We start from the raw sequence: 24,462 nt of genomic DNA, 5'->3' as shown, positions 1-24,462 counted from the left end.
GAACAAGGAGTGGTCATGGCAACTGAGGTGGAGTCCGGTGACCTCGTGCAGGCAGCTGGCCATGCGGGACCGTGGACGGTAGTCGAAGTTCGCCAAGGTATGGCGCTGCTCGAACACAGTGACGGGCACAGGTTGTCGCGTCGAACGACGACGCTGACCGTCGTCCGCAAGGGCTCGGGCAAGAAGGCAACGGCCGTCGAAGACGGGAACGACGAAAACGGATCGCCAACTCTGTTCGACTGAAACCGCAGCTCGACTGATTTTCCGTCAGTTCGAGAAGACGTCGTCGACGCGTTTGTCGAAATATTCGGCGATTCGGAACGCCAGTGACAGGCGCGGGTCGAAGTGACCCTTCTCGATAGAGATGACGGTCTGGCGTGTGATGCCGAGCGCGTCGGCGCACGCTTGCTGTGACAATCCGGCTGCCGTCCGGAGTTCTTGAAGGTTGTTGCGCATCAGATCTCAATAGTGGGGGTGCGGTCCCTCGACACTGCCCAGTACCGGATTCCGAAGTCCGCCAGCCCGAGGACTGTAAACATTACGAGCGGCAGTTCGGGAGCGCCGAAGACATTGTGCGCGATCAGTGCGATCCCCATGGCAGTGATCAAGTCGGTGAACGCACCGAAGCCGGCCTTGCGACTCCATTCGGTTTCGACAGTGTCGTCGGGGTAGGCGGGGGCCTTGTTGTTCTCCGATGGAAAAAGGGCCCACGCCGACCCGATACAAGCCGGTGCCATGACGACAGCGAAGACGATGAAGGCCAACGTCTTCCGGTCGTCGGCGGTCAGTGCTGCGAAAAAGCTGAAGGCCAGCGTTGCTGCGACGCCGATACCGACGATCAGGCTCCACCGTGCAGTGGTGCTCATGAAGCCTCCCAAGTGTAAGAGTTCTTTGACATGCCTGAGCGTAGGTCTACGTATGCCTGATGTCAAAGAACTCTTACATCGTGCTGAGGGTCAAGCGATCCCGAAAGGCGCGGCGTATGAAAACTTCCCCGTCTGATCAGCGCGGTGCGCGGTGAGGGTCCTGATCTGAAAGTGAGCGCCCCACTCGGCTTCCGGAGACTCGACTCCGACGTCGGTACTGGTGACGAATCCGAACCGGGGGTAGTACTCGGTGCTTCCGAGAAGCGCGAGCAGCGGCACGTCCTGGGCGTCGGCCGCACCGATTACGGCGTGCATCAGGGCCGAACCGACGCCGCTGCGCTGGTTGCCCGGCGTGACTGCCAACGGCCCGAGGCCAACCGCCTCGACTTTTCCGACCCATCCGCGTGTCCCGATCACGAAACCGACGATCTCGCCGTCTGTCACGGCGACCAGTGACAACTTCGGCAAGTAGTCGTCCGATGCGAAGAGTTGACGTGTCAGTTCGATCTCGATGGGAGTCTCGCCGGGCGGCGCCTGGTCGGCAAACGCCGCCCCGAGCAGTGAATAGACGGCGTCACGGTCGGAAGAAGTTTCGCGGCGGATGTACATGGCCACGAAACTACCCGCTTCATCTCCGATCGTGCTCCTCGTTTTCGGCCTGACGTGCCACTCGCTTTTCGTAGTCCGCACGCCCGTTCGGATCTACCGATGTCAGTGCGCGGCGATCGTCGATCACCCGGCGTCCGATATTGATCATCCATTCGGGTACAACGGCGTCGATGAGGTCCCAGCCCGCAAGGTAACGCGGAACCGTAGTTTCGGCTCGTCGATGCGTGACGGTGTCGACGACGGCTTTGGCCACGACCTCGGGTTCGACTGTCGGCATGCCCTTTCCGAGTGGCACACCGGAGGAGAGTCCGGTGCGCACGGCGCTGGGCAGGATGGCGCTGACGCTGACTCCGGAATCTGCGAATTCAACACGGGCAGAGGCTGAAAGACCCACCGCGCCGAACTTGCTTGCGTTGTACACGGCCATTCCGGGCACTGGGAGCTTGCCTGCCATGGATGCGATGTTGACGACGTGGCCGCGTCGTCGTTCCACCATGCCGGGCAGCACTACGCGCATCCCGTGAATCGGCCCCCAGACGTTGACGTCGAGGGTGACTCGACTGGTGGCGTCGGACTCGTCGAGGAAGCCGCCGAGCGGCATCACCCCAGCATTGTTGACCAGAATGTCGATGTGACCGAATTCTCCGATCACTGTGGAGATGAACACATCCCAGGATTCGCGCGAGGTGACGTCAAGTGCGTAGCCGCGGGCCCGTGCGCCGATGGACGCGGCTGTGTCTACGGCTGTCTCCTCGTCGAGATCGCCGACGCAGACGAGTGCGCCGCGAGTTGCGAACAACTCCGCTGTGGCCCGGCCGATTCCGCGGCCGCCGCCGGAGATGACAACGACTGCTCCGTCTAGATCGATCGGCGGGTAGGTGGTGCCGAAGAGGCTCATGCGGTGTACTCCGGTTCGAGGGTGGTGGTGGGCTCAGAGGGCGTGATATCCGACGAAGGGTTGTCGGAGAGCGTGTGGTTGTAGGCGTACGGATCGAAGTCTCGTAGGCGTCGACGCATGGCGCCGGACGACCACGGCCAGTTGAAACTGTTGCGGCCGTTGACGTCGAAGAAATAGCTTTCGCAACCCCCGGCGTTGTAGACCGTGGTTCCCAGGGCTTCCTGAACCTGAGAGTTGAAGGCTGCCTGTACTTCCGGCCGCACGTCGATGGTTTGCCAGCCGTGCCGACGAGCGTGGCCGATAGCCTGCGCCACATAGTCCAGTTGGGCTTCCAAGATCATGAATGCGGACGTGTGTCCGGTGCCGAGGCTCGGGCCCAGCAGAATGAAAGCATTGGGGAATCCGCTGACGGCGGAACCGAAGTACGCCCGCGGGCTTCCTTGCCAATGATCGTCGAGTGATCGACCCTCTCCGTCGAAAACCTTGGAGGCGATGGGCATGTCGAGGATATGGAAGCCTGTGCCGAAGATGATGGCGTCCACCTCCGATTCCGCTCCGTCGGCGCCGATCACGGTGTTGCCCCGGATTTCTTCGACTGCATTGGCGTGGACGCTGACGTTGGGTTTGCCGAGTGCCGGATAGTACGAATTCGACATGAGTAGTCGCTTGCAACCGAGGGTGTAGTCGGGTGTCAGCGCCTTGCGCAGCTTCGGATCACGGACCTGCAGGCGCAACTGGGCCGAACCGAGTTTCTGCACGATTCGCAGGATCCACGGATTGCGGAATCCCAATCCGAGCGCTTCCATGATTCCGTATTCGATGCTGCGCAGTGCCTTGTGTGCTCCCGGTACGAAACGCATGACGGATCTTTCGATCCGTGGCACGTAGTGGTCGGGTTTGGGGAGAACCCATTGAGCGGTTCGCTGGTAGAGGTGAAGTGTGGAGACCTCGGAGACGATGCGCGGAACGAACTGGACTGCCGACGCGCCGGTACCCACCACGGCGACGCGTTTCCCGGTCAAGTCGTAGTCGTGATTCCACTGCGAGGAATGAAACACTTCGCCCTCGAACGTTTCCAGTCCGGGGATTGCCGGTGTCAAGGGTTCGTTCCACGGACCCGCGGCTGCGATCACGAAACGAGCAGTGAGTTCGCCACGGGAAGTTGTTATCTTCCAAAGGGATTGCGACGCATCCCACTGTGAGGAGAGCATTTCGACCCCGAAGCGAACATGCTTGTCGATGCCGTGGCGGAGGGCCGTATCGTCGATGTACTCGCGGATCTCCGGCTGCTCCGCGAACAAACGCGTCCAATCCGGATTGGCGGCAAAGGAATACGAGTACAGGCTAGACGGAACATCGCAGGCACAACCGGGATAGGTGTTGGCGCGCCAGGTTCCACCGAGCGAATCGGCCTTTTCGAGCAGGACGAAATTTTCGATCCCGAGGCGCTGCAGATGAATGGCTGCGCCGATTCCGGAGATCCCGCCGCCGATGATCACGACCTCGAAGTGGTCAGGTTCGTTGTTCACTGAGTCTGCGCTTTCACTGGTGGGAATGGGTGGTGTGGAACGGGTGCGCATCGAGTTCACGCTTGACGCTCGCACGTGTTGTGCGCAGGGATGATTCGAAAGTGGCGAGCCGCCGTCGGCCGTCCATGAAGTTGGCGCCCATGACGGCGAGATCGTCATCGGTGGCATCGATGCGCAGGACCTTGGTGCCCGCAGCGCGAACCAGCTCGATCTCGCGGTCGAGGCCCTTGGACATGGCGTTGCGCAGGGCGCCGCGTTCGATGCGGGCAGCACCGCGCGCCGGCTTCAGCGTTCGAGACGCCATGGGCGCCAGTACAACCAGCTCGTCCAGCTCGAGGGGGAGCAGGAGGTCTACTGAAGCCGTGGATGCCGCGCCGCCGTCGATGTACCTGACTCCGTCGATGGTGACAGGTGGGAACCAGCCGGGAATCGCCCAGGACGCTCGAAGTGCTTCACCGACGGTCGCTTCCGGAGCCCCCTGTGCCCCGAATGCGACCCGCCGCCCCGTTCTGTAGTCCATGGATACCATGTACGCGTTCGGATGTGGGAGCCACGAATCGCCAGGGGCAAGTGATGCGGCGAGCGCGGTGAGCCAGGACGGGTCGCCGCCACCAAGCGGTGCTATGCCGCTCATCCGGCTCAGAACCGGAAGATCTCGACGCGCCACCAGTCGTGGATTGCCGATCCCCAAGCTCGGTAGTGGTGGGATTTTTCCGGGTGCCGACGCGATGTGGGCGAGGAGTTCGGGGCGGGCCGCGGGATCACCGAGTTGCATGGCGACCAGCTCGTCGACGCCGACTCCGCTGCCGAGCATCGTCACGAACTCGGCTCCGGCAGAGGTGCCGATGATGGCGGTGGCTTCGCGGGGATCCCAGTCGAGTGCCTCCCGAACCGAGGCGAGCGCGGCAACGGTCCAGGCGAAGCCGAGAGTGCCGCCGCATCCGATTGCCAAGCCGCGTTTCGGCGCGCTGTTTCGTCCGGACTCGGTCGCGGTGGTGCCGGTCACTTCTGAAGTCATATTTCGGAGACTATCAGTATCTGAATAACGCGGGTACCCCAAATATGGTTTTCCGGAGTGCGCCCGCGGGCCGCTCCCGGTATTCGGCTACCGTTGGAATCTCGATACTCAGAACCACTAGGAGGTTCCGATGGCACGATTGACCAGGCAGGAAGCGCAGGCGTTGACCCGCGAAACCTTGTTGGCGACGGCCGTCGAGCATTTTCTCGATCGTGGGTACGCCGCCGCGTCACTCGATCAGATCGCCGAGGATGCCGGCTACTCCAAGGGCGCGGTGTACTCGAACTTCAAGAACAAAGACGAGTTGTGCGCCGAAGTGCTCGGCCGAATCAGGTTGACCAAGGTCGGTGAGATCACCGCCCAGCTCGGAGCGAAGTCGACGCTCGACGACGCGGTGGCCGAGTTCGCGCGATGGGCCGAGCGGACGATCGGGGACCAGAGGTGGACTCTGCTCGAGGTCGAGTTCTCGGTCCGGTCACGGCACAGCGAGGACATTCGAGCGAAAATCGCGGCGGGCGCCGACCAGGTGCGCGGACTGATCGCCGGAATGGTGCAGCACCTCGCCGAATCCAACGATGTGACACCGACAATGGACCCGAATGCGGCGGCCCTTCGAATGCTCAGCGTCGGAATCGGTTTGGGTCTTCAGCGTGCGATCAGCCCAGAGCTTCCCGTCGATCCGTTGGTGGATACGGTGCGCGAAATATTACTGGGTGGGTGAAACTGTCGGGCGGGCAAGGAGTACTCGCAGCATTCCGCCGATCTCGGCGACAGCGGCGCGTGAACCGGCGCTCGGTCCCAGAACGTTGACGAAGCCGTGGATGAATCCGGGATAGCGTCGATCCGTCACGTGAACACCGTTGTCGCGCAACCGAGCTGCGTAGGCTTCGCCTTCGTCCCGGAGTGGATCGAATCCCGCCGTGATCACGATGGCTGGTGGCAGTCCGGCCACATCGGGGGCGCGTAGCGGCGACACCATCGGGTCGAGTCGATCGGCATCGCTGCCGAGGAAGCTGGACTCGTAGAAGTTCATGTTGGCCTCGGTCAGGAAGAAGCCTTCACCGAACGTCGTTCTCGATGGCGCCTTCTCGTGAAAGTCGGTCGCGGGATAGATCAACAGTTGTGCTGCCGGAGGGGTCTTGCCGTCGTCGCGGGCACGCAGCGCCACCGTTGCCGACAGGTGCCCGCCCGCGCTGTCGCCGCCGACAGCGATCCGCGTCGGGTCTGCGCCGAACTCTTCGGCGCGGTCGACGATGTCGAGGTAGGCAGCGTAGGCGTCGTGCACCGGTGTGGGGAAAGCGAATTCGGGTGCGAGCCGGTAGTCGACCGAGACGACCCGTGCGCCGGAAGTCTCGGCCAACAGGCGGCATGGAGCATCGTGGGATTCGATACCGCCCTGCACCCAGCCGCCGCCGTGGAAGTAGACGAGCAGAGCGCCGGTGTCGGCGCTCGGAACATAGAGCCGAGCTCGAAGTGGGCCGTCGGCGCCCGACACGGACATCTCTTCGGTGTGGACCGGTGCGGGCCGACCGCCCATCATGATCGCCGTTCGGGTCAGATTGGCGCGAGCAGCGGCGAGTGACTGGGAATCGGTTGTATGCGACGGTAGTGGCCGCGTCTTGGCGAGCGTGAGCAGCAGGTGTGCGTCGGCGTCGAGCGTGTTGCCCTCGATGACGACGGGTGGACCGGTGATTCGGCGTTTCACCGCGCTGGGCAGCGCGAATGCGGCTGCCACCAAGGATGCTTCGGCGCGATCTCGAATGCTGCGGCTGCTGGCCTGCTTCACGGATTCCGACACGTGGCGCACACTACCAAGCATGACTACTGCGGCACTGTCGATCACGCAGATCGAGAACACACACCTGGTTCGGTGCGGTCACGCCAATTGGGTGCTGGTCGAAGAGGGGTCCGATCTGACGCTGATCGACGGCGGATACCCGGCCAACGGGGCCGACGTCGAACGCTCGATCGAGCAGATCGGTCACCAGCTCGGGGATGTTCGGGCAATCCTCGTCACTCACGCGCACGTTGATCACATCGGCGGAATCGCGGACATCGTGACTCGGCTCGAGGTTCCGGTCCTGATGGATCCGTTGGAGGTGCCCCACGCGAAGCGGGAGTATCTGCAGCAGTTGTCGCCGGCTAAAGCTCCGTTGCTGTTGTGGCGGCGAGGTGCTCCGAAGTGGCTTCGCGACGTGATCGGAGCGGGCGCATTGAAAGGAGCGGAACTGCCTCACGCACAGGCCTTTGCGTCCGGTGGCGCGCTGGACGTTCCTGGCCGTATCGTGCCGATTCCCACTCATGGGCACACCGACGGTCACAGCGCTTACCTGGTCCCCGACGCAGGCGTCGTCGCGTCGGGTGATGCTTTGGTGACCGGACACGCGACGTCGAGCGTCGCCGGACCACAATTTCTGGTGTGCCCTTTCAATCATGACCGTGAAGCGACGGACCAGGCGTTGGACAATATCGCCGCTGCACCTGCCGGCGTGCTGTTTCCCGGACACGGTCCGGTCTACGAAGGCAGCCTGGCTGCCGCAGTCGAACAGGCCCGAGCCGGCCGGACAAGGATGCGTCCATGACTACTGTCGAAACGGTCGACGAAGGTGCAGTGCACGGGTTCCTGCATCGGCCTGATTCTGTGTCCTTCGCGTCGCCCGTCGCCACGCTTGCACTGACTCACGGCGCCGGAAGTAACTGCGACACTGTGCTGTTGCGTGCTGTTGCCGACGGCTTCGCCGTGGCGGGAGTGCAAGTTCTCCGATTCGATCTCGCGTTTCGGGTGCGTCGAGCTTCAGGCCCGCCACATCCCTCGCGTGCTGCGGAGGATCGCGCGGGCATTGCCGAGGTGATTGCCGCTGTTCACGCGGACTACTCGGTGTTCGGACCTGTTCTGCTCGGCGGACATTCGTACGGCGGACGGCAAGCGTCGATGCTGGCGTCGGAGAGCCCAAGACTCGTCGACGGACTCGTTCTGCTGTCCTACCCACTGCATCCACCGAAGAAGCCCGAGAAGCTCAGAACGGAACACCTACCCGAGTTGAACACACCGACCGTTGTCGTCCACGGATCGAAGGACGAGTTCGCGACCACGGAGGAGATTCAGGCTGCACTTGCGCTGATTCCCGCACCGACGCGATTGGTGGAGTTCGAGGGGGCTCGACACGACTTGTCCGTGGTGAAATTCCCGGTGGTCGAACAGGCAGTCGCCGCAGCAACAGAACTGTTCACGCTCGGACGTTGACGCGCCGGTTGCCCGTGTCGGTGGTTCCTGGTGAGATCGAAGCATGAGTGCCCAGCAGTATCAGCCCAGTGCCCTGTCGGACGTCACGGTGAGCGTCGACGGCGACGACACAGTCGTCAGCTTTCCCCGGGTGCTGCCGTATCCGGTCGAGAAGGTGTGGGAGGCGATCACCGACCCGGAGATGTTGGCGCAATGGACGCCGTACACCGCCGATCGGAATCTGAGCCGCACGGGCGACGCCGTGATCACCATGCTCACCGAGGACGGCGCCCCCGAAATGTCGTTGCCGGTCAGTGTTCACGTCGTGGAGACCACCCGGCGTCTCGAACACGAGTGGGGCCCGGACGAATTGGTGTGGGACCTGACCCCGGTCGAAGGCGGTACCCGCGTCGTGCTGACGCAGAGGTCGCGGGCTGAGGGGATGGCGTCGGCGCTCGCTGCGGGGTGGCATTTGTGCTTCGACGTACTCGATGCCCTTCTCGCGGGTGAGCCCTTCGGTCCGATCGTGGGTGAACGGGCACGCGAGTACGGCTGGGACGCGCTCAACTCCGGCTACGCGCGACGGTTGGGTATCGACGAATCTCAGGTCTGGTAGCTGCTCAGAGTTCTCGGGCGGCGGGCTTTCTGGTGGAGGCTCGCACGATCAGTTCGACGGGAAGTTTCACGGATTCGACGTTCCTGCCGGCGATCAATGCGAGCAGGTGTTCGAGCCCGGTGGCGCCGATCTTGCGGGCGGGGGACCTCACCGTCGTCAGTGGCACCGGGAGTTGGGAGACAACCGGGATGTCGTTGTAGCCGACCAGTGCAAGATCGTCCGGAATGCTCAACCCGAGATCGCGGGCTACGCCGAGGACGCCGATGGCAATGGTGTCGCTCACCGTGAAGACGGCGTCGGGCCGTGAATCCCCACCCAGCAGTATTGCCGCGGCATCGACTCCGCCTTGAACTTCGAACTCGGACGCCACGATTCGGTGCTGCGGCAGTTCCAAGCCCGCTTCGGCCAGGGCGTCGCGGAAACCTGCGACGCGTTCACGTGACGTGCTGGCGTGATCCGGTCCGGCGATCACACCGAGATCGCGATAGCCGCAGTCCAGTAGGTGCTTTCCTGCGAGGTAGCCGCCGAGGCGGTCGTCGCCGCTGACAAATGGCAGGCCGCCGTTCGGCGACGAAATTGCCGGGTCGATGTGCCGGTTCAGCAGCAAGATCGGTAGTGAGCGCAGGGGGAGTGAGTCGACAAAATCGGTACCCGGCAGGTGGATGCTGCTCAGCATGAGCCCGTCGACCTGCCGGCTGACCAGGAACTCGACGGCTTTGCGCTGCGCGTCCAGATCGTCAGGTGGGCTGGAGAGCAGGACCGAGTAACCCGCCGCGGTGGCAGCTTCCTCGATGCCCTGGAACATGGTGGCCACCACGACGTCCGTCAGCCTCGGCATCACGACGCCGATGGTGGTGGTCTTGCGGGTGCGCAGGCTGGCCGCCCACAGGTTCGGTTGGTAACCAAGCTCCTCGGCGACCTGACGAACTCGGAGCGCGGAGTCGGACCAACCGTCGGCGGGCTCGGGCTGACGGAGGACCCGCGACGCCGTCGAGATGTGGACCCCGGCCTGGTCGGCGATTTCGCGCAGCGTCGGCGGACGGCCGTTGCTGCGGGTCGACGGATCGGGCGTCATCTGCGTCGGGGCTCCTGCTGTGGGTCCGGGTGTGGGTCCGGGTGTGGGTCGGAGTGAGGGTCGGGGATTGACGGGTGTGCAACCGGGCCCTACTCTAGGCGATGCAAACGATTGCGCAATCGTTCTCGCAAAGGATTGCGCCCGAGAACACTGGAGGCCCCGTGACCACGCCGCAGTCCCTGTCCGAGCTTTTTGCCATCGACACCCTGCTGGACGCCGAAGAGATCGCGATCCGCGACACGGTCCGCAAGATGGTCGACGATCGCATTCGCCCGCACATCGGCGAATGGTTCGAGGCGGCAGCATTGCCGGCTCGTGAGCTGGCCAAGGAGCTGGGCGCGCTCGGCGTACTGGGGATGCACCTCGAGGGCTACGGCTGTGCCGGGATGAGCGCGACGGCGTACGGGTTGGCCTGCCAGGAACTGGAAGCTGTCGATTCGGGCATTCGCAGCCTCGTCTCGGTCCAGGGCTCGCTCGCCATGTTCGCGATCCACCACAACGGAAGTGAAGAGCAGAAGGAAGAATGGCTCCCGCGGATGGCGGCGGGTGAAGCCATCGGCTGCTTCGGTCTCACGGAACCCGATTTCGGATCCAACCCCGGCGGTATGCGAACCAACGCCAAGCGCGACGGCGACGACTGGATCCTCAACGGCACCAAGATGTGGATCACCAACGGCTCCATCGCGGACGTCGCCGTGGTCTGGGCTCGAACCGACGACGGCGTGCGCGGATTTGTCGTTCCCACCGACACTCCGGGATTCTCCGCCCCCGAGATCAAGAACAAGATGTCGCTCCGGGCGTCGGTCACCTCGGAACTGGTGCTCGAAGACGTGCGTCTGCCTGCCTCGGCGATGCTGCCCAAGGCTCGCGGACTGTCCGGCCCGCTCGGCTGCCTCAACGAGGCACGCTTCGGCATCATCTTCGGCGCGATGGGTGCAGCACGTGACTGCCTCGAGACCGCGATCTCGTACGCGCGTGATCGCAAGGTCTTCGACAAGTCGCTCGCCGCGTACCAGATCACCCAGGCCAAGATTGCCGACATGGCAGTCGAATTGGGCAAGGGGCAATTGCTCGCAATCCACCTCGGACGTCTCAAGGACGCCGGAACGGTTCGTCCCGAGCAGGTCAGCACCGGCAAGCTCAACAACGTCCGCGAGGCCATCAAGATCGCACGTGAATGCCGAACCATTTTGGGCGCCAACGGCATCACGCTCGAGTACCCCGTGATTCGACACGCCAACAACCTCGAATCCGTCCTCACCTACGAGGGCACCTCCGAGGTTCACCAGCTGGTGATCGGTCGCGCTCTCACCGGTGAAGAAGCGTTCCGGTGACGGTAGACGCTGTCGGAGCGCTCGACGGGTTGGTGATCGCGGATTTCGGCCGCGTCCTCGCCGGTCCGTACGCCACGATGATTCTTGCCGATCTCGGCGCGGAGGTCGTCAAGATCGAGCGGCCGGGTGTCGGCGACGATACTCGCAGCTGGGGTCCGCCGTGGGTCGGTGACGAGTCGAGTTACTTCCTGTCGGTGAACCGCAACAAGAAGTCGGTCACCCTGGACCTGCGCGAGAACGCGGATCTCGAGAGTGCACGCGAACTGGTTCGCAATGCGGACGTAGTGGTGCAGAACTTCCTGCCGGGAACGATGGACCGTCTGGGTCTGGGCTACGACGCTGTCCGAGAAATGAATCCGCGTGCGGTCTACTGCTCGATCAGCGGCTTCGGTGGCAACAATTCTCTGCCGGGGTACGACCTGTTGATTCAGGCGGTCGGCGGATTGATGAGTATCACGGGTCCCGATTCCAAGACACCCACCAAGGTCGGTGTCGCGGTGGTCGACGTCATCACCGGCTTGCATGCCAGCGTGGGAATCCTTGCAGCGCTGCGCCACCGCGATCGAACGGGCGAAGGGCAGCACGTCGAGGTCAACCTGTTGTCCTCGTTGCTGTCCGCGCTGGCCAACCAGTCCTCCGGCTACGTGGCCGCGGGTGTGGTGCCGGCGGCCATGGGCAATCGGCATCCGAGTATCGCGCCCTACGAGGTGTTCGAGACCGCCGACCGCCCGCTGGTTCTCGCTGTCGGCAACGATCGCCAATTCGGTTCGTTGGTAGAGGTTCTCGGAGTTCCCGAACTTGCCGCGGATGTACGGTTCATCTCGAATCGGGATCGGGTCGCGCATCGAGAAGAGTTGTTCGACGCCGTCACGGCTGCGTTGGCCAAGGGCACAGCAGACTCGTGGTTCGAGGCGCTGACCGAGCGCGGAGTCCCGTGCGGGCCCCTCAACGACATAGCCGACGCGATTGCACTGGCGGAGCGGCTGGATCTCGATCCGGTGGTGACCATCGACGATCCGCGTCGCGATGCACCGACTCGGCAGGTAGCCAATCCGATTCGGTTGAGCGGCACTCCGGCAACCTATCGGTCGGCCCCGCCGCGGTTGGGTGAGGACAGCGTTCCCACCCCGTCGGGCGTTGGTTGACGCACGCGAATCGGCCACCGGAACACCGGTGGCCGATCTGCATGTGTGTCTGACTCAGCTGACCTTCAGGACCAGCTTTCCGGTGTTCGCGCCGGCGAAGAGAAGATTGAGGCTGTCGCCGAACGCGTCGATACCGCCGTCGACGACGTGCTCGCGAGCAGTCAATTCGCCACTCTTGATCCACTTTCCGATCTGCTCCTGCGCTTCTGCATAGCGATCGAGGTAGTCGAAGACCACAAAGCCGGCCATCGTGGCCCGGTTGACGAGAAGTGACAGATAGTGCGCGGGGCCGGGCTGAGGCTCGGTGGCGTTGTAGCCCGCGATGGCGCCGCAGATGACGACCCGAGCACCGAGACGCAGGCGGGACAATGCTGCGTCGAGAATCTCACCGCCGACGTTGTCGAAGTACACGTCGATACCGTCGGGTGCATTGGACTTGAGTGCCTTGTAGACGGATTCGTTCTTGTAGTCGATGGCAACATCGAAGCCGAGGTCTTCGGTGAGCCACGCGCACTTCTCCGGACCACCGGCGATGCCGATGACCTTGCAGCCGTGGATCTTTGCGATCTGGCCGACGAGGCTGCCGACGGCGCCTGCCGCGCCGGATACTACGACGGTGTCACCGTCCTTCAGCTTTCCGACGTCGAGCAGTCCGAAATATGCGGTGACGCCGGGGAATCCGAGAGCGCCGAGCCAAGTCGGTAGGGGAGCGATCGATTCGTCCACCCGCGTGACATCGGTGCCGTCGGAAACGCCGTATTCGGAAGCGCCGAACGATCCGGCGACGATGTCACCGACCTGGTAATCGGGGTGTTGCGATTCGGTGATGCGTCCGACGCCGTGGGCGCGCATGACGGAGCCGAGTTTGACCGGGGGAACGTAGGACTTGACGTCGTTGAGCCAACCGCGCATCGCGGGGTCGAGGGAGAGGTACTCGACCTTGACGACAAACTCGCCCGGTCCGGCGGACGGGATCTCGGCATCGACATATTCCCAGGTGGAAGCGTCCGGAAGTCCTGTCGGGCGGGCGGCGAGGCGTACTTGGCGGTTGGTCATCTCTCCCCTTCGGCGAAACGAATTGAACTTGAGGCCGGATTCAATATAGGTGATGGATCACGAACTGGGAAGAGTTGGATGAACCGATTGGCGACTATGTATGTTCGATCGATGAGCAATGTGGTCGAAGACGCGCCTGGTTGGTTCACCCGGGCGCTGGAAGCGCCGGTCGAGACCGGTTCGGTGGAGGTCGAGGGCGCTGCGGTGCACTTTCGGGCTTGGGGGTCGGCCGGGTCGGCGGGGCCGGGAATCGTGCTGATCCACGGCGGTGCGGCCCACAGCAGGTGGTGGGACCACATCGCCCCGCAATTGGCTGATGGGCGGCGCGTCGTTGCCCTGGACCTGACGGGCCACGGCGACAGTGACACTCGCGACGCCTACGCGATGTCCCAGTGGGCTCGGGAGGTGCTGGCGGCGGCCGAGGCCGGGGGAATCGACGGCAAGCCGATTCTGGTGGGGCACAGCATGGGTGGGATTGTTTCTTTCGTGGCCTCACATCTGCACGGCGAGCTGTTGGATGGCGTTGTCATCATCGATTCTCCGCTCAAGGCGCGTACGCCCGAAGAGGAGGCAGCTCGACGCCAGAATGCGTTCGGCCCCAAGAAGGTTTATCCCACCAGGGAGGACGCGATGGGCCGGTTCCGCTTCGTTCCGCCGCAGGATTCGGGTCTGCCTGCGGTGCGTGACCATGTGGCAGCCACGTCGATGGAGGAAGTCGAGGGCGGTTGGTCGTGGAAGTTCGATCCGAACTTCTTTCTCCGTGTCGGCGCCGAAGATGTTCTGAGCAGTGAACCACGTTGCCGCGTAGCATATTTCCGGGCCGAGAACGGAATTGTGTCCGACCGACTCATGGAACACATGCGCGGGTTGTTCGGACAGGAGGCCATCGTGGCGGAGATTCCCGAAGCCGGACATCACGTCATGATCGATCAGCCGTTGCAACTCGTGACCGGGGTGCGAACTGTGTTGAGTGCGTGGGCCGTCGCAAATCAAGTGCCCGCACAGCAAGTGCCCGTAAATCAAGTGGCAGGTAACGCCGAAGAAAGGGTAGAAGCATGAGCACGGTATTGACGCTCGAACCGAAAGTCGAAGCAGCCCTGCAGTTGTGGCACACCATGATCGAAACCGGTGACCTGTCGGAGCTGCCGACCATCGTCGCGCCCGACGCGCAGTTCCGGTCGCCCACCGGGTTCAAGCCGTACCAGTCTGCGGATGCCGTTGTGCTCATTCTCAATACGGTGATCCAGGTCTTCGAGAACTTCGAGTACCACCGGCAGTTCGCCGGAGCCAACGGTCGGCAGGTCGTGCTCGAATTCAGTGCGAACATCGGCGACAAGAGCCTCAAGGGAATCGACATGGTCGAATTCGACGAGGACGGCAAGATCGTCGATTTCGAGGTCATGGTGCGTCCGGCCAGCGGGCTCGCCGCATTGGCTGCCGAGATGGGCAAGAGGCTCGGGCAGACGCTGCCGACCTACAAAGCCTGAACCGAGTCCGGCCAGGGCTCAGTTCGTACTGAATCCGCCGTTGGAGTGAAGGAGTTGTCCCGTAATCCAGCTTCCGGCGTCGGACATCAGAAACCGAACGAGGTCTGCAGTGTCGCCGGGAGTACCCAGCCGGCCGGCAGGGGTCTGGAGGGTGGCGGCCTGTCTGATCTCCGGTGTCATCCACCCTGTGTCGATCGGTCCTGGGTTGATGACGTTTGCTCTTACGCCACGTGATCCGAGTTCGACTGCGGCTGCGATGACGATGCGGTCGAGCGCGCCCTTGCTGGCCCCGTACGGGAGATTGTGGGCCGCATGGTCGCTGGTGAGCGCGATGATCCGCCCGGTCACCTGACTGGCATCGTGCTGTTGCGGAAGTCGTTCGGCGAACGCTTTGATCAGCAGCCAAGAGGCGCGGGCGTTGACGGCGAAATGTCGTTCCCAGCTCTCGATCGTGGTGTCGAGGATCGAGCTGTCGACGCTTTCGCAATGCGAGAGCACCAGCCCACGAAGGTCGCTTCGCGCTGCGGCAGCGTCAACGAGCTGATCGGCAGCGTCCGGCGAGGCCAGATCTCCGGGAATCAGGTCGACACGGCTCCCGAGTGCGCGACACTTCTCTGCAATGTCCTGCGGATCGTGCGCTCCGCGGACGAACCCGACGCGTTCGTCGTAAGGCTCCCAGTAGCCGATCGTCAGATCCCAACCATCCTCGGCGAGACCCAATGCAAGGCCTGCTCCGATCGACTTGCTCCGGCCGACGCCGGTGATCAACACGGTTCCGCGCTTGTCAGACACTGCTCGCCTCCAGAAACTTCGTGTAACTGACGCGGGACTTCCTGCAACTGACGCGCACAACTCGAGCGGTCAATCGCGGGTGAGGTCACTTCAGTTGGAAGGATCACTGTATCGGGCGAGCGGGTGCCGTCGGCCCCTCGACCTGGCAAGAGTCTTGACACGGCGCTGTTCACAGCGTTTGACTGAGATGCAAGCTCGAGTTGATTCGCCGGACTGTGTCCCGGGAGGTTGACCTATGCGCGGCAAGGGAATTGCAGGCAAGGCTTTCTCAGGCGAGGGCTGTAGACGTGGGGCACGGTCGCACCGGGGGACCATCCCGGTACTGGCTTTGGTTGGGGTGTGCGTACTTTCGTTTGCCATGACTCAGACGGCCGGCGCTCAACCTGTTGCGGAGACTGTCGATACCGGGTTCGTGATCCCCTTTGCCGGGGCACCTGGCTACGAGATCGTCGCGCCCACACAGCTGACCAGTCCGGATCAGCTCAACCAGCCGCTGGGGCAACCGGTAGCGGACGAGATTGCCGCGCAGATCGGACTCGAACCAGCCGACACTTTGTCCGAGGAGCAGTATCGCGATCTCATCTCCGGCGGTGGGGTCGGGGGCAATCGCGAGGACGCCGAGGTGATCGACGAATGCGCCCGAATATTGACCAATACGAACGGGCGCCCTCTCTACTCCGGCACTACGCCGTCGGCTCTGGCCAGTTACGGGTTGTACGTGAACCCCGACGGATTGTTGGAGAGTCCCGCCAACGCGGATGCGCCGACGCGGCAGGTGAATACGCTGATCGCTCCCGGCGGTTTTGTCGGCACTTGGTTACGCAACAACGGTGCGACGCACTCTCTGATTGCGCTCTATCAGTCGGCATACACGGTGCAAGCGGTCTACGGATTTGCAGCGCAACAGATTTCGGGTGAAGCGCAGCTGGTGACCAACACCAAAGGCGATGTGAGTTCGGAAGTCGGCATGTCGATGGCGCCGCCGCTCTGGATAGTGAACTTCGCTCTGCTCTACATCTTGAAGCCCGCACTGGCGGCAGCGATGCCTGCACACTGGGCTCCCATTCCGCCTGCCGTTGCCGACGCGGTGAAGGCGAGTCCCACCGGCCAAGTCGCGTTCAGTGACTACGCGTCCTACTTCGAGTGATCGGTCTGCCGGACAGCGCTCACGAACTTCTCGATCAAAGCGTGGTCCTTGACGCCGCGGGACGATTCGACGCCGCTGGAGACGTCGACGCCCCAGGCGCCGGTGGCATCCAATGCGTCGCGCACGTTGTCCGGGGACAGTCCGCCCGCCAGGATCCACTGGCCTTGCGGGCGCGATTGCTGTTGGGCCCAGTCCCACGGCACCCCGGATCCGGCGTCTGCGCCGTCGATCAAGAGTTCGTCCTCACCGAGGTCGAGGTTGTAACCGTCGCGGACGTTGCTGGAGACGACTGCACGGATCACGGTGAGGCCGGCGTCGTGCAGCCGCTGCACTTGCTCGGCGTTTACAAGATCGTGAATCTGCACGGTGCGAAGCCCGGTGCCCTCGGCGATCTCGAGGATCTGATCGATCGGGTTACCGAGAAAGACTCCGATTGCCCGGATATGGGCGGGGACCCGCGCGAGTAGTTCGACTGCGAGAGCGGGGTCGACTTTGCGGACGCTCTCGGCGAAGACGAAACCGATGGCGTCGACGCCCAATCCCACCGTGAAGTCGACCGTGTCAACGTCGCGTAGGCCACAGACCTTGATGAATGTCACCTGATCCAGAGTACTAGCGTCGTCGTCTAGCCTCGAGCGTGCGACATTTCTACGCGCGAGAGGCTTGACGTGGACTGGCTCTACCGAATCAGTTTGATCTCGGGACCGCTGCCGGTGATCCTGACTGTCCTTGGGGTCCTGGGTGGTGTGTGGCTGCTCGGTTCGAACGTGCGGTGGTACTACCGCCGAGCGGTGCCGATTGCGGGGCTGATCGCACTGGTGATCATGATCGCCGTGTGGATTACCGTCGAAAAGGTGATCGTGCCGTTCCCCGATCCCATCGCGATGTCGATCTACGTGTGGATCGGTCTCGGTATCTACGCGCTGCTACTTCTCGGGCCGCGAATCAAGGCGGGCGGAACCGTCGCGAAGGCGGTGCTGTCCGTGGTTGCGACAGTGCTGGTCATCGTCACCGCCGCGACCCAGATCAATCTGGTCTTTGCCGCCTACCCGACTGTGGGAATTGCGTTCGGCCACGACGATTTCGACCGCATTTCACTCAGTGAAGTTCCCGGTCCGACGGATCCTGTTGTCACCGGCGACCCCACCGACACGGTGTGGAAAGCGCCCGAAGGCATGCCGATTCGCGGACGAGTCACGACGTTGCCGGTCCCCGGAACGATTTCGGGATTCTCCGCGCGTGACGCTCAGGTGTATCTGCCGCCGTCGTACTTCACTAATCCGCGTCCGCTTCTTCCCGTACTGGTGCTGATGGCCGGCCAGCCTGGCAAGCCCGAGGACTGGCTTCAAGGCGGAAAGCTGACCGCGACAATGGATTCTTTCGCGCGCGATCATGCCGGGCTGGCTCCGGTCGTCGTGATCGCCGACGGAACGGGTTCGCAGATGGCCAATCCGTTGTGCACCGACTCTTCGCAGGGCAAGGTCGGCACGTATCTGGCAAAGGATTTGCCCGCGGCAGTGGCGAGTGCGTTCCAGATCGACACGAATCCGAGAGCGTGGGCCATCGGCGGGCTCTCCTACGGCGGTACCTGTTCACTACAGATGGCGACCAACTATCCCGACGTGTACCCGACGTTCCTCGATCTGTCCGGTCAGTTGGAGCCTTCGCTCGGTGACCGAGCGCGGACCGTCGACGAGATATTCGGCGGCGACGAGGCAGCGTTCGTGAAGGTGAATCCGATGGATCTCCTGGCGACGCGGAAGTTCCCGAACTCGGGCGGAGTGTTTGTGGTCGGAACGGATGACAACGAGTTCAAGCCCGGCCAGCAAAAGGTGTACGAAGCGGCCAAAGCGGCCGGAATGGACGCCAGGTATCTCGAGCTTCCCGGTGGTCACAGCTTTTCGGTGTGGTCCGCGGGCGTCGAACAGGAACTGGTGTGGATCTCGCAGCGAATGGGACTGATCAGCTGAATCCTGTTCCGGTTTTGGAACGTGTTCTATATTCGGTGTGTGGCTGTCGTTCGGCAGTCTCCCGATCGTTCACCGACTGGAGTTCAGGCACATGTACGAGTGGTCCGACACCGACCTGATGTTCCGCGACGCCTTGCGGGGCTTTATCGACAAAGAGGTGCGACCTCACGTCGACGAGCTCGAAAGTGGTGCGCTGCCGCCGTTCGACATCATCCGCAAGCTGTACTCGACCTTCGGTCTGGCCGACATGGCACGCGAGGGTCTCGAGAAGTCGCTGGCACGTGAGCGTGGCGATGCACCCTCCAGTGACGGTGAGAAGTCGAGTGCATTCAGCGGCGCAGGCAGCATGGGCGTTGTGCTCAACAGTGAATTGGCCGGAGTCAGCCTCGGTCTCGTCGCGTCGTTGGGCGTCAGCCTCGGATTGGCCGCCGGAACCATCCGCAGCCGCGGCACACTCGCACAGAAGGAACGCTGGCTCCCCGGCCTGGTGACTTTCGAAACCGTCGGCGCCTGGGCGATCACCGAACCGGATTCGGGCTCGGATGCCTTCGGCGGCATGAAGTCCTACGTGCGCCGCGATGGTGACGACTACATCCTCAACGGCAACAAGACCTTCATCACCAACGGTCCGTACGCCGACGTGATGATCGTCTACGCAAAGCTCGACGAGGGCGACGCGTCGGTTGATCGCCGCGATCGCAAGGTGCTCGCCTTCATCCTCGACAAGGGCATGGAGGGGCTCACGCAGAGCCCGCCGTTCAAGAAGATGGGTATGAACTCCTCACCGACCGGTGAGCTGTTCTTCGACAACGTCCGCATCACCAAGGACCGCCTGCTCGGCGAAACCGAGGACAGCGGAAAGTCGGACGGAAAGTCCAGTGCAAAGGAGAGCTTCGCCGCCGAACGCATCGGCATCGCGTCCCTCTCGCTCGGCATCATCAACGAATGTCATCGTCTGAGTATCGAATACGCGAAGTCCCGCAAACTGTGGGGACGCGAGATCGGGCAGTTCCAGCTCATCCAGCTCAAGCTGGCCGAGATGGAGGTCGCTCGAATCAACGTGCAGAACATGGTCTTCAACGCGATCGAACGCACCGCGGCCGGAGACAAGGTGAGCCTGGCGGAGGCGTCGGCGATGAAGCTGTACTCCTCGCGCGCAGCGACCGAAGTTGCGATGGAAGCCGTGCAACTGTTCGGTGGAAACGGCTACATGGCCGAGTACCGAGTGGAGCAGTTGGCGCGTGATGCCAAGTCGCTCATGATCTATGCGGGCAGCAACGAAATTCAGGTCACCCATATTGCCAAGGGGCTTCTGGGCTGACGACCGGCACGTTTTCGCGTGTCGGTCGACCGCAGCAGGAACCGGATAGTCTTGCTGCGGTCGGCGACACCGCGCCGACGGATCGGAGTAAGCAGTGAACGCGCCAGATCCCACAAATGTTCATCCGATGGCCGGGCAACCGCGAGTGGTGTTGCTGAGGCCGTTGATCGACAACCCGTTGATCGAGGTAGGGGAGTACACCTACTACGACGATCCGGAGTTCGCCGAAGAGTTCGAGACTCGAAACGTGTTGCACCACTACGGTCCCGACAAGCTGGTGATCGGAAAGTTCTGCGCGCTGGCAACCGGCGTCACCTTCATCATGAACGGTGCAAATCATCGTATGAACGGTGTCTCCACCTACCCGTTCCCGATCATGGGCGGCGATTGGGCCAGGCACATGGATCTGGTGCAGGATCTGCCGTCGCGTGGTGACACCGTCGTCGGGAACGACGTGTGGTTCGGTGGGAACGTGACAGTCATGCCCGGTGTTCGGATCGGTCACGGGGCGATCGTGTCCACTGGCGCTGTCGTGACGCGCGACGTCCCGGACTACGCAATTGTCGGCGGCAACCCGGCAACGGAGATCAAGCGCCGCTTCAGTGCTGAAGACATCGAGAAGTTGGTGCGAATTGCGTGGTGGGACTGGCCGATCGAGAAGATCACCCGCCACGTCCGGGTGATCTCGGACGGGAGTGTCGCGGAACTCGAAGCGGTCGACTGATGTCCTCGCCCGCTAGTTCGTTCGTGTGAGCGAGTAGTTTCGGACGTGAAGCAGAGTGGCGGCGACAAGACCGACAGCAAGACCTGTGGCTGTGAAGGTGATCGGGTTCGGTTCGAGGTCGAAGTGGATGATGGCCGATGCCGGGTAAGGGTTCTGCGGGTCACGAGGTTCAGGAAGGACCACCGAATAGAAGGTGGGCGGCCAGATTCTTCCGACAACGGCGACCGCAAGTCCGTAGGCCGCTCCGAAGATCGAAAGTGCAAGCGGAAGAACAAATTTTCTCCCACCTGCGTCGCGGGACAGGTGCCATCCCGTCGCGTTAAGTGTCGCCGACACGGCAATGGCGACAGCCGTTCCGACAATCAGGAACCACGCAGTTGCGGGGAACCAATGAGGGGCGTCGACGTAGCTGTAGCCTTCGACAACCCACATGTATCCGGTCTTGCCGTCCTCCGCCGGCGGCGGTGGCGGAGGTTGGATGCCGATATGCTCTGTTCGCAGAGATGGCGTGGCAAATCGCCAGGCGAGCACTCCGAGGACGCTCAGGAGTAATCCGGTCGCGATGAAAACGGCGAAGAGTGGTTCCGCAACACGGTTGCGAAGCGTCGTGAGTCGCATTCGAGGATCGTCTCATCTCAGCCCGAGATCGAGAGTCTTTGTCGGTGGCTTCCATTAGCGTGTGCGCATGACTCTCACACTCGGCATGATCACCTTCGACAGTCTCGATCCCGGTCCGCTCGCAACGTGGTGGGCAGCGCAGTTGGGCGGAAACATCGTCGAGGAAAACGACGGTTGGTTCTACATCGTCTCGGTCCCGGACAGCGCCACCAACTTCGCTTTCCAGAAGGTCCCGGATCCCACGGCAGGGAAGAATCGCATCCATCTCGATCTGGGAAGTCCGGATCTCGACGCCGAGGTGGCGCGACTCGTCGAGGCCGGAGCAACCGAACACCACCGCGAGAACATGGACGGTTTCCGCTGGGTGACGCTCCTCGATCCTGATGGAAACCAGTTCTGCGTGTCCGGTCCGCACGCCTGAGCTGACCAGTCCTGTGCCCGCTTGATTCGCGCCCACTGAATTCGCGCCCGCTGATATCGCGGACACCTGTTCGGGCATGATGAGGGGCATGACTTCTCAGACTTCTCGGACGTCTCAGGCCGGGGCGGCTTCTCTGACCGGGGCCGACGCAGACGGCTTGTGCAGCTTCGTCGATTCGTCACCGTCGCCGTTCCATGTGTGCGCGACGGTGGCGACCGAGCTGACGGCCGGCGGGTTCGTCGAAGTCCACGAAACGCAGTCGTGGCCCGCCGAGCCCGGACGGTACTTCCTAGTGCGAGGCGGTTCGCTGATCGCCTGGAGCACCGAGGGCGTCGGAAGTACCGCGCCGTTCCGGATTGTCGGAGGTCATACCGACAGCCCGAACCTGCGGGTCAAACAGCATCCCGACCTCACTTCGGCCGGGTGGCAGATGGTGGGCCTCGAACCGTATGGCGGTGCGTGGCTGAACTCGTGGCTCGACCGCGATCTCGGTATCTCCGGACGATTGAGTGTCCGGGTGGGAAACACTGTGGAGCAGAAGCTGGTTCGCATTGACGACCCGATTCTTCGTGTTCCGCAACTGGCTATCCACCTGTCCGAAGATCGCAAGGGCGTGACGCTGGATCCGCAGCGGCACGTCAACGGAATCTGGGGAGTGGGTTCGAAGCCCAAGTCTTTCATCGGTTTTGTCGCCGAGCGTGCCGGTGTGGCCGCGTCGTCGGTTCTCGGCTGGGAGTTGATGACACACGACCTCGCGCCCAGCGCAGTGGTGGGGGTGGACAAGGAATTGGTCAGCGCCCCTCGGCTCGACAACCAGGGCACGTGTTATGCAGGGACACAAGCACTTCTGGCCGCGGCCGAGTCGCCGGGGCAGCAGGTTCCGGTGCTCGCACTCTTCGATCACGAAGAGGTCGGCAGCATGTCCGATCGCGGAGCTTTCTCGGACCTGCTCAACACCGTGCTCGAGCGGATCGTGTTGGGACGCGGTGGCGGCCGCGAAGAATTCCTGCAGGCGATGGCCGGCTCGGTATGCGCGTCGGGCGACATGGCGCACGCCACGCACCCCAACTATCCGGACCGCCACGAGCCCGCTCATCGGATCGAGATCAACGGTGGGCCGGTACTCAAGGTGAACCAGAACTTGCGATACGCCACCGACGCAGCCGGTGCAGGCGAATTCGCGCTCGCCTGCGATCAGGCAGGAGTGCCGATGCAGCGCTACGTCCACCGCGCCGATCTGCCGTGCGGCTCCACCATCGGACCGATCACGGCATCACGCACCGGACTGTCCACCGTCGACGTCGGCGCGCCTCAGCTCGCGATGCACTCGGCGCGCGAGCTGATGGGATCGGCGGATGTCCGCATGTATGCCGACGCGCTTGGCGCCTTCCTCACGCCGCGTAGTTAGCGGGCGCGTAGTTAAAGTGCCGGGAGCCCAGCGGGCGTAGAGGGCGCAGCCGGTAGATTCTCGAAGAAGTCGGCGCTCGGTGTGAAGAACATCGAGCCCGTCACGGCCGTCGAGAAGTCGAGCAGACGGTCGTAATTGCCGCGAGGGTTGCCGAGAAACATGTTCTCGAGCATCCGTTCGGTGATCGCCGGCGTGCGGCAGTAGCCGATGAAGAAGGTGCCGAGCGCGTCGTCGCCGAGGCGTCCGTACGGCATGTTGGCGCGCAGGATCTCGAGAGCCTTGCCGTTCTCGTCCTTGATCGCGTTGAGGGCTACGTGCGAGTTGGCCGGCTTCACTTCGGACGTCATCTCGATGTCCTCGAGCTTGCTGCGCCCGATCACACGCTCCTGCTCGTCGACGGTGATTGCTTCCCAGTCCCGCATCTTGTGGATGTAGCGCTGGATGTGGACGTAGCTGCCGCCTGCGAACTCGGGATCCTCGCCGCCGACAGTCACCGCGGCGACGGCGTCGCGGCCCACCGGATTCTCGGTGCCGTCGACGAAGCCGATGAGGTCGCGGTTCTCGAAGTACTGGAAGCCGTGAACTTCGTCGACGACGGTGACCGCGCCGTGCAGTCGCTTCGTGATCTGCCGAGCGACCTCGAAACACGCGTCCATGCTCATCGCGCGGATGTGGAAGAGCAGATCGCCGGGAGTCGACGGCGCCGAGTGAACGTCACCCTGTAGAGCGGTGAACGGGTGCAGTAGGGCAGGGCGCGGACCGGCGAACAGTCGATCCCAGGCCGACGATCCGATGCTTGTCACCACATCCAAACCTGATCCGGGGACGCGCAGCCCCACGGCGCGCTGCAGACCCGCGACGTCGGCGAGTAGTTCTCTTGTGGTGTTCTCGCCACCCGGATTTACGGTCGCGACCAGGAAAATTGCAGCCGGAGTGAGGGGAGTGGTCACCGACTGGGACTGCGCCGTGAGATCGGACTGACGAACATCCTGGGGCATGCGAGGCCTTTCGAGGAGAGAGTGGACCGGGCTGACTTTAAGAAAACCGACCGGATTACCCAAACCGGTTCGGGTGTGACCGGCGATACTTCGCAGGCCCGGAGGTGTTGCGGGTGCTGCCGTCTGCGGAAGTCGTCGGCCCACACCGATAGACTGTCCCCCGGCACGTTCTTTCGTTGGGCACATTCGTGGTGTCCCGCTCCGCGC

28 protein-coding genes are annotated in these 24,462 nt (G+C 63.0%); 15 read left to right on the top strand and 13 right to left on the bottom strand.

From position 1 onward, the window contains the following. The first annotated feature begins 15 nt into the window (after positions 1–15). The gene (locus tag ACWF6P_RS06750) at positions 16–243 is read left to right on the top strand and encodes a hypothetical protein (protein WP_007733785.1); all 228 of its coding nucleotides are present in this window, start codon (positions 16–18) and stop codon (positions 241–243) included. Between the two features lie 24 nt (positions 244–267). On the opposite strand, the gene ACWF6P_RS06745 is transcribed toward ACWF6P_RS06750, so the two are convergent. The 6 genes from ACWF6P_RS06745 to ACWF6P_RS06720 all read right to left on the bottom strand — a co-directional run bounded on the left by ACWF6P_RS06745 (position 268) and on the right by ACWF6P_RS06720 (position 4,920). Next, positions 268–456 carry a helix-turn-helix transcriptional regulator gene (locus tag ACWF6P_RS06745; protein ID WP_230814709.1) on the bottom strand — a complete coding sequence of 63 codons (189 nt, stop codon included), beginning with the start codon at positions 454–456 and terminating at the stop codon, positions 268–270. Further along, positions 456–866: a hypothetical protein gene (locus tag ACWF6P_RS06740; protein WP_452620476.1), complete on the bottom strand. Its 411-nt coding sequence runs from the start codon at positions 864–866 to the stop codon at positions 456–458. Before ACWF6P_RS06740 ends, ACWF6P_RS06745 begins: the two co-directional genes overlap by 1 nt. Before the next feature lie 90 nt (positions 867–956). After that, positions 957–1,475, bottom strand: a complete 519-nt coding sequence (locus ACWF6P_RS06735) for a GNAT family N-acetyltransferase (protein ID WP_378629809.1) — start codon at positions 1,473–1,475, stop codon at positions 957–959. A gap of 19 nt (positions 1,476–1,494) precedes the next feature. Continuing rightward, positions 1,495–2,373 carry an SDR family oxidoreductase gene (locus ACWF6P_RS06730; RefSeq protein WP_378629634.1) on the bottom strand — a complete coding sequence of 293 codons (879 nt, stop codon included), beginning with the start codon at positions 2,371–2,373 and terminating at the stop codon, positions 1,495–1,497. Beyond that, complete coding sequence (locus ACWF6P_RS06725) at positions 2,370–3,902, bottom strand: flavin-containing monooxygenase (protein WP_452620775.1); 1,533 nt, start codon at positions 3,900–3,902, stop codon at positions 2,370–2,372. Before ACWF6P_RS06725 ends, ACWF6P_RS06730 begins: the two co-directional genes overlap by 4 nt. Positions 3,903–3,915: 13 nt before the next feature. Beyond that, the gene (locus tag ACWF6P_RS06720) at positions 3,916–4,920 is read right to left on the bottom strand and encodes a patatin-like phospholipase family protein (protein ID WP_452620475.1); all 1,005 of its coding nucleotides are present in this window, start codon (positions 4,918–4,920) and stop codon (positions 3,916–3,918) included. Between the two features lie 130 nt (positions 4,921–5,050). On the opposite strand from ACWF6P_RS06720, the gene ACWF6P_RS06715 reads away from it, so the two are divergent. Continuing rightward, entirely contained in the window at positions 5,051–5,641 is a 591-nt protein-coding gene (locus ACWF6P_RS06715) for a TetR/AcrR family transcriptional regulator (RefSeq protein ID WP_378629642.1), read from the top strand. On the opposite strand, the gene ACWF6P_RS06710 is transcribed toward ACWF6P_RS06715, so the two are convergent. Further along, positions 5,627–6,718: an alpha/beta hydrolase gene (locus ACWF6P_RS06710; RefSeq protein ID WP_452620474.1), complete on the bottom strand. Its 1,092-nt coding sequence runs from the start codon at positions 6,716–6,718 to the stop codon at positions 5,627–5,629. The two genes, ACWF6P_RS06715 and ACWF6P_RS06710, sit on opposite strands and share 15 nt — an antisense overlap. Positions 6,719–6,737: 19 nt before the next feature. Between ACWF6P_RS06710 and ACWF6P_RS06705 the strand changes: the two genes are divergently transcribed. From ACWF6P_RS06705 to ACWF6P_RS06695, 3 genes are read left to right on the top strand one after another with little or no spacing between them, the layout of a single operon-like run. Next, complete coding sequence (locus ACWF6P_RS06705) at positions 6,738–7,502, top strand: MBL fold metallo-hydrolase (RefSeq protein ID WP_452620473.1); 765 nt, start codon at positions 6,738–6,740, stop codon at positions 7,500–7,502. Next, complete coding sequence (locus ACWF6P_RS06700) at positions 7,499–8,164, top strand: alpha/beta hydrolase family protein (protein WP_452620472.1); 666 nt, start codon at positions 7,499–7,501, stop codon at positions 8,162–8,164. The genes ACWF6P_RS06705 and ACWF6P_RS06700 overlap by 4 nt, the downstream gene beginning before the upstream one ends. Positions 8,165–8,207: 43 nt before the next feature. Then, complete coding sequence (locus tag ACWF6P_RS06695) at positions 8,208–8,759, top strand: SRPBCC family protein (RefSeq protein ID WP_378542803.1); 552 nt, start codon at positions 8,208–8,210, stop codon at positions 8,757–8,759. A 4-nt stretch (positions 8,760–8,763) separates the two neighbouring features. Here the strand turns inward: ACWF6P_RS06695 and ACWF6P_RS06690 are convergent, their stop codons facing one another. Then, positions 8,764–9,834: a LacI family DNA-binding transcriptional regulator gene (locus tag ACWF6P_RS06690; RefSeq protein ID WP_452620471.1), complete on the bottom strand. Its 1,071-nt coding sequence runs from the start codon at positions 9,832–9,834 to the stop codon at positions 8,764–8,766. Between the two features lie 161 nt (positions 9,835–9,995). On the opposite strand from ACWF6P_RS06690, the gene ACWF6P_RS06685 reads away from it, so the two are divergent. Both ACWF6P_RS06685 and ACWF6P_RS06680 read left to right on the top strand, forming a co-directional pair. Continuing rightward, positions 9,996–11,168: an acyl-CoA dehydrogenase family protein gene (locus ACWF6P_RS06685; protein ID WP_046380332.1), complete on the top strand. Its 1,173-nt coding sequence runs from the start codon at positions 9,996–9,998 to the stop codon at positions 11,166–11,168. Further along, on the top strand, positions 11,165–12,313 hold the full coding sequence (locus tag ACWF6P_RS06680; RefSeq protein ID WP_452620470.1) for a CaiB/BaiF CoA transferase family protein: 1,149 nt from the start codon (positions 11,165–11,167) through the stop codon (positions 12,311–12,313). Before ACWF6P_RS06685 ends, ACWF6P_RS06680 begins: the two co-directional genes overlap by 4 nt. Before the next feature lie 54 nt (positions 12,314–12,367). Here ACWF6P_RS06680 and ACWF6P_RS06675 read toward each other — a convergent pair whose 3' ends face one another. Then, a complete protein-coding gene (locus ACWF6P_RS06675; RefSeq protein ID WP_095968655.1) occupies positions 12,368–13,369 on the bottom strand; it encodes an NADP-dependent oxidoreductase in 1,002 nt (333 codons plus the stop codon). Positions 13,370–13,480: 111 nt separating this feature from the next. Here ACWF6P_RS06675 and ACWF6P_RS06670 point away from each other — a divergent pair, with 111 nt between their 5' ends. Together ACWF6P_RS06670 and ACWF6P_RS06665 are read left to right on the top strand one after the other, a co-directional pair. Then, positions 13,481–14,428, top strand: coding sequence for an alpha/beta fold hydrolase (locus ACWF6P_RS06670; RefSeq protein WP_452620469.1), 948 nt, complete (start codon positions 13,481–13,483; stop codon positions 14,426–14,428). Further along, complete coding sequence (locus tag ACWF6P_RS06665; protein WP_378629671.1) at positions 14,425–14,856, top strand: nuclear transport factor 2 family protein; 432 nt, start codon at positions 14,425–14,427, stop codon at positions 14,854–14,856. The genes ACWF6P_RS06670 and ACWF6P_RS06665 overlap by 4 nt, the downstream gene beginning before the upstream one ends. An 18-nt stretch (positions 14,857–14,874) precedes the next feature. Here the strand turns inward: ACWF6P_RS06665 and ACWF6P_RS06660 are convergent, their stop codons facing one another. After that, positions 14,875–15,648 carry an SDR family oxidoreductase gene (locus ACWF6P_RS06660; RefSeq protein ID WP_452620468.1) on the bottom strand — a complete coding sequence of 258 codons (774 nt, stop codon included), beginning with the start codon at positions 15,646–15,648 and terminating at the stop codon, positions 14,875–14,877. 235 nt (positions 15,649–15,883) lie between these two features. Here ACWF6P_RS06660 and ACWF6P_RS06655 point away from each other — a divergent pair, with 235 nt between their 5' ends. Then, positions 15,884–16,795 carry a hypothetical protein gene (locus ACWF6P_RS06655; protein WP_378629677.1) on the top strand — a complete coding sequence of 304 codons (912 nt, stop codon included), beginning with the start codon at positions 15,884–15,886 and terminating at the stop codon, positions 16,793–16,795. Here the strand turns inward: ACWF6P_RS06655 and ACWF6P_RS06650 are convergent. Next, a complete protein-coding gene (locus ACWF6P_RS06650) occupies positions 16,783–17,394 on the bottom strand; it encodes a phosphoribosylanthranilate isomerase (RefSeq protein ID WP_452620467.1) in 612 nt (203 codons plus the stop codon). The genes ACWF6P_RS06655 and ACWF6P_RS06650 overlap by 13 nt on opposite strands. A gap of 69 nt (positions 17,395–17,463) precedes the next feature. Between ACWF6P_RS06650 and ACWF6P_RS06645 the strand changes: the two genes are divergently transcribed. The 3 genes from ACWF6P_RS06645 (at position 17,464) to ACWF6P_RS06635 (ending at position 20,810) form a co-directional block, all read left to right on the top strand. Next, entirely contained in the window at positions 17,464–18,765 is a 1,302-nt protein-coding gene (locus tag ACWF6P_RS06645; protein WP_452620466.1) for an alpha/beta hydrolase, read from the top strand. A gap of 91 nt (positions 18,766–18,856) precedes the next feature. Further along, a complete protein-coding gene (locus ACWF6P_RS06640) occupies positions 18,857–20,086 on the top strand; it encodes an acyl-CoA dehydrogenase family protein (RefSeq protein WP_230814689.1) in 1,230 nt (409 codons plus the stop codon). A 127-nt stretch (positions 20,087–20,213) separates the two neighbouring features. Continuing rightward, entirely contained in the window at positions 20,214–20,810 is a 597-nt protein-coding gene (locus tag ACWF6P_RS06635; RefSeq protein ID WP_452620465.1) for a CatB-related O-acetyltransferase, read from the top strand. A gap of 12 nt (positions 20,811–20,822) precedes the next feature. Here the strand turns inward: ACWF6P_RS06635 and ACWF6P_RS06630 are convergent, their stop codons facing one another. Then, positions 20,823–21,428, bottom strand: a complete 606-nt coding sequence (locus ACWF6P_RS06630) for a hypothetical protein (RefSeq protein ID WP_452620464.1) — start codon at positions 21,426–21,428, stop codon at positions 20,823–20,825. A 67-nt stretch (positions 21,429–21,495) separates the two neighbouring features. On the opposite strand from ACWF6P_RS06630, the gene ACWF6P_RS06625 reads away from it, so the two are divergent. Together ACWF6P_RS06625 and ACWF6P_RS06620 are read left to right on the top strand one after the other, a co-directional pair. Next, positions 21,496–21,849: a VOC family protein gene (locus ACWF6P_RS06625; protein WP_003939907.1), complete on the top strand. Its 354-nt coding sequence runs from the start codon at positions 21,496–21,498 to the stop codon at positions 21,847–21,849. A gap of 88 nt (positions 21,850–21,937) precedes the next feature. Continuing rightward, positions 21,938–23,257, top strand: coding sequence for a M18 family aminopeptidase (locus ACWF6P_RS06620; RefSeq protein WP_452620463.1), 1,320 nt, complete (start codon positions 21,938–21,940; stop codon positions 23,255–23,257). Positions 23,258–23,268: 11 nt separating this feature from the next. Here the strand turns inward: ACWF6P_RS06620 and ACWF6P_RS06615 are convergent, their stop codons facing one another. Continuing rightward, complete coding sequence (locus ACWF6P_RS06615) at positions 23,269–24,255, bottom strand: Dyp-type peroxidase (protein ID WP_452620462.1); 987 nt, start codon at positions 24,253–24,255, stop codon at positions 23,269–23,271. Positions 24,256–24,462 lie beyond the last annotated feature (207 nt).

This window comes from Rhodococcus sp. NPDC055024 (assembly GCF_053608585.1).
This window is presented reverse-complemented; position numbering and strand designations above follow the sequence as displayed.